The following is a 13,495-nucleotide window of genomic DNA, read 5'->3' as shown; positions in this document are numbered from 1 at the left end:
TAAGCAATTTTTTATCCCTAAGAAATAATTCCAACCCCTGAACTTTGTCATATCAATACAAAAGATATGTCAAGAAAATCGCCATATACATCCTTTATCACCCTTACTGCCTTTTTATTGGGCATCCTATTCATCTACACGGCATCCAGTAAACTCATGCATTTGGAAATCTTCCAATTACGGTTGGAGCGCATGCCACAACTACCCCCGATTGCCCATTGGATCGCTTGGCTGATACCTTTTACGGAACTGGTGATCGCAGGCCTACTGTTGATTCCGAAGTATCGATTGGCAGGAATGTACGCAAGCCTTATCCTATTAGGCATCTTCACGGGCTATATCATCCTTGTGCTGCAGACCAGCGACTCAGTCCCCTGCTCCTGTGGGGGAGTGTTATCGGCACTTGGGTGGAGGCACCATATCCTGCTGAATGCTTGCTTTATGGCCATGTCCCTCATCGCCATCATACTGAACACCAAACAATACCGGAACAAGATTTTGGACAAACATACTACGTAGTGCCAGGGGAAGCCGAAAAACTGTGGAATAGAGTAGGCATTAATTCATAATACGTAATATCATGAAAACAAGTTTTTTAAAAATCGTTTTTCCGGCCTTCGCCATCATCATGGCAGTGGGCCTCGCCTTTGCCACCGAGAAGGACAACTTGCCCCAACAAGGGTATGCAGCGACCCCTTCCGGTCCCGTGCCCGTCCAGACGGATTGTTTGGATGAGGGAATTATCCAATGTAAGGAAGGCACCTATTTCGTGTACAAGGACATCAACCTTACGATGCCTCTGTACGAGCGCGAATAGGAAATCGTCTTTCCTTTTTACATATAAAGGTGTCCCAAGGGACACCTTTATTGCTAATTCAAAAATACTAACGAAAACCTATTTCGCAGTTATTTAGTTGGCATCCAGCCCTTGATCAAGACCGGATACCATAGCTATTTCTCTTCCAACAGCTTATCCAATTTGACCAAGCACCTGGTCCAATGGCCTTCAGCTTCCGAACCTTCGACCTTTCGAAACCTTTTCTCCAGAACCGCTTTCAACGCAATCAACCGCCCCATCATGATCCCCTTGGTGTAATCACTATAGCTATATGCTTTTTTATCGGCCTCATATTCCTGTCGTTCCTGCCCTATCGCCTTCACCAACCAGTCCAGATAGGTCAATTGAAGCTCCTGTTTCCCAGGGCTCGGAATATCCTGACCCTCCCAGAGTTCTTTGAAAAGGCCCCGTTGCAGCTGTTCCAGGGATGTCTTCAAGATACCTTCGTACCCTTCATAGGCCTCCATATGTTCCAACCGCATCATCCGTTTATGGTTCAAGAGCTTCAATACCAAATATTGTTGATAGCTCAATAAGCGATCGGGATAGGTGGAATACCTAATATCGGTACCAAAGTCCGGCCGTGCCAACCAATACGGTGGATCAAAGGCCTGATCCGTCAAAAAATCCATGGCCTCTTCTTGTGACTCCACCGATATCGGTGTATACATGCGACCAGGACGGTCCAAGGCCTGATAGAAAATCTCATATCCCCCGACCAAGGAAAGGACGTTCCCCATGGTGTCATACCACAGTTCCAACATCTCCCTGTAGATCCGTTCCAACCGTACATTGTCCTTTTGCCCACGGTTCACCAGTGGCAGTAGGCCCATATTGCGTTCCATGTTCTCCAAGGCCAGCCTGGCTGCCTTGACCGGGTCATTGGTCTCAACTACTTCATTGGTCGACCCAGGGCCAATAATCTCACCCTGAACACGGTTGTAGCGGTACCAGGGAACGGTTTCCTGTAAACGGATGAGCTGTTCCAGACTATCGGCCCTTGCCCCAAGGGACATCTCCTTCGGAAATTCCATATACGCCCATCGGATACTATAGCTGTCCATGGGGCCCACCTGCTGCATCAACAAGGAGGGGGGCACACTGTCCCTGGGTTGGGCCAAGTTATTGTGCCTGGCATAGGTCATAATACTGGGAGTATGACCCATCTTGCGCAACCAAGGGATATTGCCCACTTTTTCCACAGGATAACTGTATTCCCCATAATGGGCATCTTTCATACCAAGGGCATGCCCGGTCTCATGGGCCGTCACTGACTGGATCAACTCCCCCAACAGTTCATCAGGGAAAGGATAGGTCCGAGCACGGGAATCCAATGCCGCACATCGGATAAAATATTCATCCATATATCGGGTATAATGGCTTCCCATCAGGATGTCCGATTTTATCAGCTCACCGGACCTTAGATCGATGACCGTAGCAACAGTTGCCCCTCCGCGCCGCTCTTCGAAGGTCCTGATATTCTTGTTACCGGTCCACCGCACTACGGAACTCCCCAAACTATGGGCGCTCCATTCGTCCAGGCTATCCGTTTCCATGACACGAATGGCATCCTTGAAGCCTGCAGCCTCAAATGCGGGCAACCACTCCTCGATTCCCGCCTTGATATACGGACGCCATTGCTTTGGGATATCAGGGGAGAGTAAAAAGACAATAGGCTTGATGGGCACACTGACCTTCCGGTCCGCATGCTTCTTTTCCAAACGCCACTTGATCACGTTCCCTATATCATTTTTAGTACCATTACGGACCACACCTTTTTCCTCTAACCAATATCCCATGCGATAATCAAATCTTCTGGGATCCATAGGTCGGGGCAACGGCATAAAGCTGTAATACACATCCTGGACCGTTTTGGACCCATTCTTCAAAAGGCCCCATTGGACCTTGACCATGAGTTCGTCCTTTAGGTATCGGGTATCCACCACTTTGGTCAAGGAAGGGATTTTGGGCGTATCCGGAACATGGGCCCACCCCATCCCATCACCCCAAAAAAGCTCGGTCACATCCAAGCGATACACAGCTTCCCTGTCCTCACCCATAGGAAATACCGCCAGGACTACTTTTTCCAAGGTAGGGTCACTTCGCAAGGGTATCCAGATACCCGCCTCGGACCAGACCCGATGCTCCTCCAAATAAATCTCGTCCCCATATCGATTAAAAGTCACCTGTTTGGTCCCATATTGGTACCTGGCCTCCGTTCTCGTCCAAAGGAAGGGTTCGCCCAACATGGATTCGGGAAGATCCATCAACAATTGGCCATCCACCAGAGATGCCTTCAAAAAAGCATCCGGTCCCATTCCTCCATTATGGGATTGTACCCCATCATCGGTTGCCGCCTTAGTTCCCATCAATGACAGGACCCACATCGCACAAATCAATATATACTTCATTGTTCTGTTTTTATAGTGCCCCCCTAGCTGAACCACTGACATCTGGTTCACCCAAGGGGCATATCAATAATTTTAATAGCCTGGGTTCTGTGGCAACAGATTGGGATTGGCTTCCAATTCGCTCTCCGGGATCGGCAGCAGCATATCGGTGGTTTGCCAATTGGGTTTTAAAGCCCCCAGCACTTCATCCACCCTGTCCATCAACACCAAATCGAACCATCGGTGCCCCTGTTCGGCAAAAAGTTCCGCACGTCGTTCCCTCAGTATTGCCCCCAATAGCTCCGACTCCGTGGATGCCATGGTATCGGCAAGTCCCGCCCGGTTCCGAATGGCATTGAGATCCTGTTGTGCACCGGGAATGTCGCCTAAACGGGCCCTGGCCTCCGCTCGGATCAAATAGAATTCTGCCAACCGGAACTGGATGGAATATTCCAAGGATTCCGTCTCACTGAAACTGGCCCTGTACTTGTATGGATAATGGAAGGTAAGGGTGTTTTCCGCATCCGAAATACTTTCGACCCAGGCCTCCCGGCGTCCATCACCGTCCTCGAATGCCGACAACAATCCTTCGCTCATGGCATAGGTCTGGCCGGGAACCGTGAAAATGATCAATTGGTTGGCCTCCTGGGTGTTCCTTGGCTCTTCCCCTGGCTTCAATTGCCATATCGTTTCAGTGGATGCCTTGAGAAACACCCCCTCCAGATCATCTTCCAGACCAAATGAGGAGATCAGCTCCGTGGCCAAGTTGGCCGCCCGATCCCACTCCTCGGTATGTCGGTACATACGTGACAGCAGCGCCTTGACCACATAGCGGTCCACAAAGGTCCGTTCTCCGTTCTCCACCTCCGAGTTCTCCAATAAGGATTCGGCCATCAAAAGATCATCGATGATACGCCCGTAAACCTCAGATTCCGGCATTCGTGACACCTCATTGTTTACGGTATAGTCCGTGGTGGTGACATAGGGCACATCCCCAAAGAGGGACACCAAGAGACTGTGCATAAAGCCACGGACAAACAGGGCCTGTCCGATGAACCTATCCTTCTCCCCTTGGTCCAAGCCAGTGGACGCATCGACCCCAATAATGATATCATTGGCACCATAGATAACGCCATAGGCTTGGCTCCACCAGGCCAAGATTTCCCCATTGTCGGGCAGGACGGCATTCTGATAAAGTCCCAACAGATCAAGGTCATTGCCAAAATAATCAAGTTCATCGCTATAGATGGCCAAGCGGGTGGTCAACCCTTGGTTACCGGAGACCATGCCCTCTTCCCTCATGGCATAGTACAGGTTCGCCAAGGCGGCCTCCACAGTGGCCGGGTCCTCGAACACCGTTTCCGAGACCATGATGTTCTTGGGCGGGTCAACCGTTACAAAATCGGAACAGCCCAAGACCATAAAAAGTAATGGCCATAGCAACCCAATCCCAAGGGTCCGCCCTTTATACAACATCGTATTGTGTTTCAATCTTTTCATATCGTTCATTTTTTTAAAAGCCCACTTGTAGGCCCAAGGTTAATTGTCTTAATTGTGGCAATCTCGTATTGGCGGTCTGTTCCGGGTCAGGCCCCTTATAGTCGGTCAACGTAAAGAGGTTCTGTCCCTGCAGGTATACATTGATGTCCAGCCCATTGTCCAGGTTCGGCACCCTATAGTTCAAGGAAATGTTCCGTACCCGGACAAAGGAGGCGTCCGAAACGGCCGCGCTGCTCCTGCGTTGCTGGGTATCGGCACTGTTCCCACCAATGACCAATCCTGCGGAGGCTCGCTGAAACGATGTGATATCCCCTGCCTCCTGCCACCTATCGTACAGCTCCACACTGGCATTTCCGGAATAGCCCGGGGTCGCATTGAAGCGAACGGTATTGTAGGCCCGCTGCTTTTTGAACTGTAGAAAGACATCGAGGGTCAGGTTCCCCCAAGTAAGGGTGTTGCCCAGACCCCCATATAAACGGGGTGCCAGGTCCTCCACCCATTCACGGTCATCGGTACTGCTGATCTCCCCGTCCCCATTGTAGTCCTCAAAACGGTACATCCCGGTCTCGGGGTCCACCCCAAGGGAATGGTACAGTTTGACGATGGTCAAGGGTTCTCCAATGACATACCGATCGGCAAAGGTGGAGGTTTCCAAGCCATCAAAACGGACCAATTTACTACGTGGCACTGCCATATTGAAACTGGTGGACCATTTGAAACGGTCCGTACTCACATTGACCGAACGCAGATCCACTTCGACACCGGAGTTCTCCACTGTGGCATCAAAATTCCCCGTAAGTTCAGAGAAACCCGTGGTTGCAGCCAAGGGAATACCGATTAACTGGTTGGAGGAGCGGTTCCTATACCAAGAGCCATTGATGAACACCCTGTCCTTGAAAAACCCAAGTTCCAGGCCCATTTCCAGCTTCCGGTTCTCCTCCCATCCGAACAAGGGATTGAATATCCCCGAGGGCCTTAGGATGGCCACCCCATCATAATCCTCCCCATCAACGGTATAGGTGTCCAGGAACCGGTAGTCCCCGATATTGTCACTGCCCGTGGTCCCGTAACTGCCCCTTAGTTTCCCAAAACTGAGCACGGAACCTTCACCGAACAAGGGCTCCTTGGAAAATATCCAGGCCAGCCCTGCGGCGCCAAAATTGCCGAACTGACGTCCGGGCCCAAAACGGGAGGAACCGTCCCTTCTACCGGTAAGGTTCAGGATATACCTATCCTTGAATTTCAGATTGACCCTTCCAAAGATGGCATTGTACCGATATTCGCTGTCCTGATCGTTAAGTACTTGGACCGTTTCAGCGGCATTGAGGTTATAGATCAAACGGTTGTTCGGAAAACCCCGCCCCCTGACCACCAACTGTTCGGTGGCCTGTTGTTGAAAGGTGGTTCCCATGAGCAAGTCCAATGATAACTCCCCGAATTTCTTCTTCCATTGTAACTGGGGCTCCACGATCCAAGACTGTCTTAAAGAGGTATTGGTCGTGATGCTCGAATAACTTTGGGGCGTCAGGTTAAAACTCGGGTTCCGTGCCGTATGGGGCAATGTCCGATAAGAACTCAATCGGTAATCGGTAAAGCCAAGACTGGTCTTTAGCACCAACCTGTCCACAATCCTATAGGAGAGCATGGCATTGGCCATCAAGGTATTGGTCTTTACCGCATATTCCTCCTCCAGGGAGGCCAAGGGGTTGTCCCATGTATTGTTCTCCCAATTGAGATTTCCCTCCGAATCGTACAAGGCCGGGGCATTGGGGGCCAAGGTATAGGCCTGAAGGGTAAAATCGGCCCTTGGCATGAGGTTGTCCTCGATGGTATACATGGTGGACAGGTCCAGTTGAAAACGGTCATCCTTGGAACGATGACCTATATTACTATGGAAGTTCGCCTTTTTATAACGTGACTCGCCCGGGAACACCGTGGTTTCCCGTTGATAGGTCCCACTGACCAGATATTGGGTCCGGGCACTGCCCCCTGACACGGACAACTGTGCGTTGTTCCGAAAGGCCGTCCCTCCGATCAGTTCCTTTTGCCAGTCCGTATAACGGTCATTGTCCCAAAGGTTGATATCCGGCCAAAAACCATCGAACACGGGATTCTCCAACAAGGCCCCGAACCCATCGTTGTTGACCCCTTCCCTGCGCAGTTCCAGATACTGTGGGGTGCTCAACAGGTCCAAGTAATGGGAGACCTGGCTCAAGGAAGTGCTCAAATGGGCATCGAAGCGGGTCGCACCGGCCCTGCCCTTTTTGGTCGTGATCAGCACCACGCCATTGGCACCACGGGACCCATAGATGGCCGTGGCATCCGCATCCTTCAACACCTCGATACTTTCGATATCATTCGGATTGATGGCATTGAGCGGACTGATGTTCCCTGAAAAAATCTGGCCAGACACATCAAAGGAACCCAGGGATTGGGAACCGAAGGGCACCCCGTCCACAATGAACAAGGGGTCGGATTCCCCATTGATAAAATTGCGCCCACGGATCTCAACGGAGAACCCACCGCCGGGCACCCCTGAATTTTGTACAATGTTCACTCCCGACAGATGGCCTTGCATAGCCGCCAAGGGATTGCTCACGGGCTGCTTTTCCATCACCTCGGACTTGATGGTGGCAATGTTCCCCGTACGCTCCTGTTCGGAGACCGTATAGTACCCTGCATTGAGCACCACCTCGCCCAAAGCGGTCACATCCTCTTCCATCTGTACCAGGATATCCTCCCTACCGGCCACGGCGACCATTTCGGATGTATAGCCCAACATGGAAAAGACCAGCATATCATCGGCTGCGGCCTCTATGGAAAAAGAGCCGTCCAAACCTGATATCGTACCAATGTCCTTGGACTCCACCACAATGTTGACACCGGGCAAAGGCTCCCCGTCCATATCGGTCACGGTGCCGGACACTCTGGACTGGAAATCAGCGGGACCAAAATCCATACCCGCTTCAAGGCTCTCCACAAGCCATGGGGCCAATAAAAAATAAAACAATAGGAACAGGTTGAATCTGCCCCGATAAATAGATAATTTCTTCATAATTTTGAATTAGTTGATTAATTAATTTGTTTTTCAATCACACCTCTGGACAAACACTACCCCGTCCGGAGGTTTTTTTATGGACACTACCCACAAGTCACGACAAAGTCGTAACTTACCTATGGGCCTAGGTTCAGATATAGGACACCCTGTCCAAGCAAAAACAGTACTTGGAAATAGGGTTCCAAAAAGGAAAAAGACTATGAAAATGTGGTAGGGCCGGATACCCCAAAGTGTATTCGTCAGTTATGGGACAAAGGGATAAAATGAATCCGAAAAAAAAAGATCAACGGGTATCCCATAACTATAGCCACAAAGATTAAATGGGATTCTTGGGCTTTTTACGGAACAGGATATCGAACACCGAGTGTGAAGTCCCAAATACAGGACAAAAACACGATGTGAACCCTACATAAAAAAGTTGCCAAATGTTTCCCATAACCAAAATAAGGTCAGCGACACTTCGAAAAACAAATACAAAAGAAAGAAACGCCAAGAAACAAGTTGGGCGTGAAAACTCAACTTATCAATCTGAGGTACTGGTATACCGTGCAACGATAAGAGAGCCCACGCCCGGGTCGTGAGCCATCTGCTTATTGTCTCGTTGCAAAAATTACCAGTTTTCAGATTGAGACTCCAAGCGAAAGCTTCAAATATTGTCTATACGAAGAATCGCAAAATATGTAATTCTAGACGAATATAACAATATTATTTAATATGTACTATAGTACATAATTATTCTTTGAGAATTTGTTTCACTTTGATGGATGCACGAATCGCTGGATGAAATAGAACGTTATATAATATCTAGAGTTAGAGAAATTCGAGAAGCCAAAGATGTGACGCAAGAAGAATTATCTCTAGCTATTGGAAAAAATATTGGTTTTATCTCACAGATAGAAGCACCTTCTAAAAAGGCCAAATACAATACAATTCACTTGAATTTAATTGCAATAGCATTGGAGTGCTCACCTAAAGACTTTTGGCCTGAATACCCTATAAAAGAAGAAAGATATAAAAACATCAAAGCCGCTCTACCCAAAAACAGTTAGGGATTAAAGTAAATATTCGGTTAGCCCTTTCACCACTTTAAGTCTCTTACAGAAATTCACATTTTCCTTTTCTAGAAAATTCTTATATTTAACATAATCACTCCAAGTTTTTATTGAACAACAAGAAACTATGCTTTTACATTGAAAGGTAACTTGGGCATAGCCATCCAATTCAATATAACTATGCTGAAAAAAGTTAAGCATATAATCTAGTTGGCAAACATTAAAAACAAAAAATGGCATTTTTCAATATATCTCAACATCAGTGGCACCAATTTCAAAAAATTACAAACAAATCATTTAAATGTGGGTATTGTGGAGATAAAGTAGCTTCTGACAGAGGTTATCGAATTGGCGAGAACAGTAATGGGACCGGAGCCCAAAGAGGAGGGATTTATATCTGTCCAAATTGTAATGGACCAAATTTTAATGATTTGAACAGTAATTGGCATCCTGGTCATCCCTTTGGACGGAATGTTGAAAATGTACCTAAATTATTAAATGATTTATATGAGGAATCTCGAAAATGCCATAAGGAAAATTGCTTTACTGCGTCGGTATTATTGTGTAGAAAAATGCTAATGAATATTGCAGTAGAGCAAGGTGCAAAACCAAATCTCCAGTTCATTAAGTATGTCAAATACTTATCCGAAAATGGATTCATTCCGCCAAATGGCAAAAAATGGGTAGATCACATTAGAAAAAAAGGCAATGAGGCAACTCATGAAATAGATCTCATGACCGAAAATGATTCTAAGGATTTGATTTCATTTACCGAAATGATGTTAGTTTTTCTTTATGAATTTCCTTCTCGAATACCCGATATTGAGGAAGAGGGAAAAGAATAAAAACGTTTACCAACAAAACCTATAAACAATACGGGCCTAGGTTTTAAACGGCAAGGTCTACGTATATTTATAATGTCGCGAAATCTATTGGATTTCGCTTTGACAGTAAAAAAGAAAAAACAAAACAAAAAGATTTCGCTAGGTGCCTGGCGGAAAGCAAACACGAGTTTGCTCCCGTACTGTTCATAAATCAACCGTTGTACGCAAGCTGAAAAAACCAACATCATTTGAAAAAACAAATTGAAAATAAAGTATATGACTTCTTTGTGAATTCAAGTGATTTCAATGGAATGCCTTTAAGACAAGTAAGTGAAGAGTTAAAAATTGAATATGAAAATTCTATTGACATTATAAAAACTCTTGTATCTGATGATATAATAACAATACAATCCAGTACAAATCCTCACATAATTTACTCACGGCTTTACCCAATTGACATTCAATTAAAAATTCTTGAAGATGCTAAATCTTGGAAAGTTACGGTTACGAAAATTGGAGAAATATCTTTTGCTTCAGAAAGCACGGAATTTCCTATTTGTTTATATCCAACCGAAAACCTTATAAAATTAAAAAGGGATTTAACGGAGTTTGGAAATGCCGTTTACACTAAAGAATTAGCTATTGCTCAACCACATTTAAAACCTATTTTCTTCGAAATAGAAGTTTTAGAAAGATATGCTAACGACCCACGTTTTGACTTTGAATTCAAAGATTACTCTGGTAGAATTTCTTGTAAATATGATGAAAATGAAAAACCCTATGTTAGGAAGGAAGATGAAGTTTTCCTAAAAACTTTTGGTTTGGGATTTGATAAAAATGGAAAAAGAGTTGCAGTAGCATATTTGAGATATTTAAGTGACTTAACACCTGAACATCAAATTTATTGGAAAAGCCGTGAAAAGAGGGAAGATTGTAAAATGCTTGAGGAATATCATCAAAATACAATTCAAGGAAATTGGACGTCATCCTATTCAATATTTAGTGGTTTAATTGGAGAGTTAAATTGCTTAAATGAAATATCAGAAACCATCTTCTCAAAATCATTATTCAGGAAGAACTTTAATGATGAAAAAAGACCAAGAGAGTTCACATTCTTTTTTACACCTACGTTAAAAAACTACAATGATTTTGTTCATTTACTTGATAAAATGCTATCAGAAAACATAAACAAGGATTTTTTTAAAGATAAAATAGAGCTATTTGACATAGTAGAAATCGAAGATGGATTGGTGGAAAGAAAACCAAAAGGAACTATAAGACTTTTGGAAGAATGGCTCTTGGGTATTTTTAAAACAGAAAAGGAAAGTGAGCTAAAAGACATATTTAAGCCACTTAAAAAAGTAAGGAGAGAAAGACAAAATCCAGCTCATAAAATAAGTGAAAACGAATATGATGATAAATTTACAGAGCTACAGAAAAAACTTGTAAGTGACGCTTATGGTTCAATCAGAGCATTGAGATTTATTTTTCAACAACATCCAAAAGCAAAAGATTATGAAGTACCTGACTGGTTAGAGAATGGAAATATTAAAACGTTCTAAAAGCCAGCGTACAACATTGTATAAAAATAATAGCGGTTTAATCGCTTAAACGAAAATGAATTTTATAAATCAAACGACAGTAACAAACCGAAAAGTAAGTGCATAAAACCCGCTACTATTCTTATACGTTACCGTTGGCGGTAATTTAAACAAAAAAGTGAGCTTAAGAAAAATAATAACTTTGATGCTATTAGCAATATCTTCAACATTAGTTTTAGGTCAAAATAGTAATAAGCCATTTTTTAACGAAACCGTTCTTTTTAAAATTACGGATACAAATTCAGATAGAGTTTCCTATTTATTTGGTACACATCACGCTTTTGGACAAACCTTTTTCGACTCATTGGTAATCGCAAACCAAGCATTGAGTTCCTGTCAAATCCTTATAAAAGAAAACCTAAATATTCCCGGACATTCAGCGGAAGATATCATAAACAGTCGACCGAATGGAATTCAATGGAACAAATATTTGAATAAGGAAGATTTAAATTTTGTAAACACTTTGTTTGCTAATAGTCCAACCGATTATAATAAAATGACCCCAACAGAAATGTATGTTTTCTTAACCAGACACTTTAAACAACAAATTTGCCTATCAAAGGAGGACACAGATACATTTCTTTCTTTAGATGATTATATGCGTCTAAAGCACAAAATGGCAATTTAAAACTCGTTGGACTTGAAACCACGGAGGAACAAATCGAGCTAATTAACAAAGATGTGGAAGGAATGCCAAGAAAATTGCACAAAAGGCGATTGACCAATATCATCCATAAAATAAGAACCAAAAACAGCGATGATTGTGCAGAAACCGATTGGTACAACAGAATGGAAATTGATTATCAATTGAGCAAACCTTGTGGAAACTCATTTGTGCTAACTGACAGAAATAATGAATGGATGAAAAAAATAAGCGAACTTTTGAAAACAAACAACTGCTTTATAGCGGTCGGATTAAGTCATTTAATGTACGAGTGTGGACTGATAAACCAATTAGAAAATATAGGATATACGATAGCACCTATGAAAGTGAAATAAAAAACTACCGCCGACAATGACTATAATTTAATCAGAATCAAGATTAAGAATAACTGATTGAATTCCTGTAGTCTATTGAATTGATTATTCTATACTTTACAGCTATAAAACACGTTAGTATAACTACTAACCATGACACGCATACACGGTCAAATAGAGTCCTTAAAACGAATCCGACACACCTTGGACAAAGAAGGTATATCAAGATTCAATTCCACGGGGGACATTAACTGTTTTCTTCAGAGTTACGACAACCAAAAAGAGGAATTATTCTTCACGACGGAACGTAACTATGACCTGGAACTTGAGGCTCTCCAATCAAAGGCCACCCAACTTGGAATTGAACATTCCGTCTTAAAAAATAATGTAGAGAACCAACTCAATCACAGAATAAGTAGGTTGGACGATAGATGCTCCATTCTTTCCAGACCTGCTAAAAATGCCGTTATCGAACTGTTAAACTGGTATCAACTGCAATTTTACAAAGGAGTGCGATTCTGTTTAGAAAAAAGTGCCAACTACCTCATTCGCCAACAGACCAAAAATAACAAGCTCCAATTGGACAGGGCCTTGAAAAAAGTAAATTCATTCTCGATCAACAGGCAGAAAATCATTTCAGAACGGTTTGCTGCGAGTTTCAAAGAATTAGAACATATCAAAAACGTATGTGATGGTCTTTATCCCTTGATAGCGGGAGCCATCGGGGAAAATTTGGTGGCCAAGGAACTGGAAAATCTTTCAGACGATTGTGTACTTATCAATGATTTCTCATTAAACCTGGAAAGACCCATTTATTACAAAAAAGAGAATACACGCATTTACAGTATCCAAATTGATCACCTACTGGTCACAAAAGCCGGTGTCTTTATCATAGAAACAAAGAATTGGAGCAGGGACTCCATCGACCGATATGATTTAAGATCTCCTGTCAAACAAATCCATCGGACCAATTATGCCCTCTTTGTTTTGCTAAATTCAATGTCATCCAATGCATATGGGACCTTACAGGAACATCATTGGGGCGACCAAAGATTGCCCATCCGCAATATTGTAGCCATGGTCAATCACAAGCCCAAGGCCAAATTCAAACATGTTGCGGTAAAAAAACTGAATGAACTCAATGATTATATTGAATATTTCGAACCGCTGTTCAATTCCAAAGAGGTTTGTAATATTGCCGACCTTTTGATTTCTTGGAATAAATGAAATCCATCTTAATATGCTCTGCCCAAT

Annotated in this window: 11 protein-coding genes; 8 read left to right on the top strand and 3 right to left on the bottom strand. The window is 43.9% G+C overall.

Going from position 1 to position 13,495, the window contains the following annotated elements; all coding sequences use genetic code 11:
• Positions 1–66: 66 nt before the first annotated feature.
• Both J0654_RS01095 and J0654_RS01090 read left to right on the top strand, forming a co-directional pair.
• Positions 67–519, top strand: coding sequence for a MauE/DoxX family redox-associated membrane protein (locus tag J0654_RS01095; protein WP_207025875.1), 453 nt, complete (start codon positions 67–69; stop codon positions 517–519).
• 61 nt (positions 520–580) lie between these two features.
• The gene (locus J0654_RS01090; RefSeq protein WP_207025874.1) at positions 581–817 is read left to right on the top strand and encodes a DUF6520 family protein; all 237 of its coding nucleotides are present in this window, start codon (positions 581–583) and stop codon (positions 815–817) included.
• Positions 818–951: 134 nt separating this feature from the next.
• On the opposite strand, the gene J0654_RS01085 is transcribed toward J0654_RS01090, so the two are convergent.
• The 3 genes from J0654_RS01085 to J0654_RS01075 all read right to left on the bottom strand — a co-directional run bounded on the left by J0654_RS01085 (position 952) and on the right by J0654_RS01075 (position 7,783).
• Positions 952–3,249 (bottom strand): zinc-dependent metalloprotease, encoded by a 2,298-nt coding sequence (locus J0654_RS01085; RefSeq protein ID WP_207025872.1) that lies wholly within the window; start codon positions 3,247–3,249, stop codon positions 952–954.
• A 72-nt stretch (positions 3,250–3,321) separates the two neighbouring features.
• Positions 3,322–4,728: a RagB/SusD family nutrient uptake outer membrane protein gene (locus tag J0654_RS01080; RefSeq protein ID WP_207025871.1), complete on the bottom strand. Its 1,407-nt coding sequence runs from the start codon at positions 4,726–4,728 to the stop codon at positions 3,322–3,324.
• Positions 4,729–4,741: 13 nt separating this feature from the next.
• The gene (locus tag J0654_RS01075; RefSeq protein WP_207025870.1) at positions 4,742–7,783 is read right to left on the bottom strand and encodes a SusC/RagA family TonB-linked outer membrane protein; all 3,042 of its coding nucleotides are present in this window, start codon (positions 7,781–7,783) and stop codon (positions 4,742–4,744) included.
• A gap of 767 nt (positions 7,784–8,550) precedes the next feature.
• On the opposite strand from J0654_RS01075, the gene J0654_RS01070 reads away from it, so the two are divergent.
• The 6 genes from J0654_RS01070 to J0654_RS01045 all read left to right on the top strand — a co-directional run bounded on the left by J0654_RS01070 (position 8,551) and on the right by J0654_RS01045 (position 13,468).
• Positions 8,551–8,835 carry a helix-turn-helix domain-containing protein gene (locus J0654_RS01070; protein WP_207025863.1) on the top strand — a complete coding sequence of 95 codons (285 nt, stop codon included), beginning with the start codon at positions 8,551–8,553 and terminating at the stop codon, positions 8,833–8,835.
• A gap of 236 nt (positions 8,836–9,071) precedes the next feature.
• On the top strand, positions 9,072–9,683 hold the full coding sequence (locus tag J0654_RS01065; protein WP_207025862.1) for a DUF4145 domain-containing protein: 612 nt from the start codon (positions 9,072–9,074) through the stop codon (positions 9,681–9,683).
• A gap of 227 nt (positions 9,684–9,910) precedes the next feature.
• Positions 9,911–11,224, top strand: a complete 1,314-nt coding sequence (locus J0654_RS01060; protein ID WP_207025861.1) for a hypothetical protein — start codon at positions 9,911–9,913, stop codon at positions 11,222–11,224.
• A gap of 184 nt (positions 11,225–11,408) precedes the next feature.
• On the top strand, positions 11,409–11,891 hold the full coding sequence (locus J0654_RS18345; RefSeq protein ID WP_207025859.1) for a TraB/GumN family protein: 483 nt from the start codon (positions 11,409–11,411) through the stop codon (positions 11,889–11,891).
• A 32-nt stretch (positions 11,892–11,923) separates the two neighbouring features.
• Positions 11,924–12,262 (top strand): TraB/GumN family protein, encoded by a 339-nt coding sequence (locus J0654_RS18340; protein ID WP_313783524.1) that lies wholly within the window; start codon positions 11,924–11,926, stop codon positions 12,260–12,262.
• Between the two features lie 132 nt (positions 12,263–12,394).
• A complete protein-coding gene (locus J0654_RS01045) occupies positions 12,395–13,468 on the top strand; it encodes a nuclease-related domain-containing protein (RefSeq protein ID WP_207025857.1) in 1,074 nt (357 codons plus the stop codon).
• The last annotated feature ends 27 nt before the right edge of the window (positions 13,469–13,495 follow it).

Origin of the sequence: Flagellimonas profundi, from assembly GCF_017313275.1 — a bacterium.
In the GTDB taxonomy this organism is placed as follows: Bacteria; Bacteroidota; Bacteroidia; order Flavobacteriales; family Flavobacteriaceae; genus Flagellimonas; species Flagellimonas profundi.
The sequence above is the reverse complement of the archived record's forward strand: the minus strand, read 5'-3'. Positions and strand labels throughout refer to the sequence as shown.

Coding starts and splice junctions, on each gene's coding strand:
- J0654_RS01065 (WP_207025862.1), top strand. CDS start 9,072: ATGGCATTTTTCAATATATCTCAACATCAGTGGCACCAATTTCAAAAA.
- J0654_RS01075 (WP_207025870.1), bottom strand. CDS start 7,783: ATGAAGAAATTATCTATTTATCGGGGCAGATTCAACCTGTTCCTATTG.
- J0654_RS01095 (WP_207025875.1), top strand. CDS start 67: ATGTCAAGAAAATCGCCATATACATCCTTTATCACCCTTACTGCCTTT.
- J0654_RS01090 (WP_207025874.1), top strand. CDS start 581: ATGAAAACAAGTTTTTTAAAAATCGTTTTTCCGGCCTTCGCCATCATC.
- J0654_RS01045 (WP_207025857.1), top strand. CDS start 12,395: ATGACACGCATACACGGTCAAATAGAGTCCTTAAAACGAATCCGACAC.
- J0654_RS18345 (WP_207025859.1), top strand. CDS start 11,409: ATGCTATTAGCAATATCTTCAACATTAGTTTTAGGTCAAAATAGTAAT.
- J0654_RS01085 (WP_207025872.1), bottom strand. CDS start 3,249: ATGAAGTATATATTGATTTGTGCGATGTGGGTCCTGTCATTGATGGGA.
- J0654_RS01080 (WP_207025871.1), bottom strand. CDS start 4,728: ATGAAAAGATTGAAACACAATACGATGTTGTATAAAGGGCGGACCCTT.
- J0654_RS01070 (WP_207025863.1), top strand. CDS start 8,551: ATGCACGAATCGCTGGATGAAATAGAACGTTATATAATATCTAGAGTT.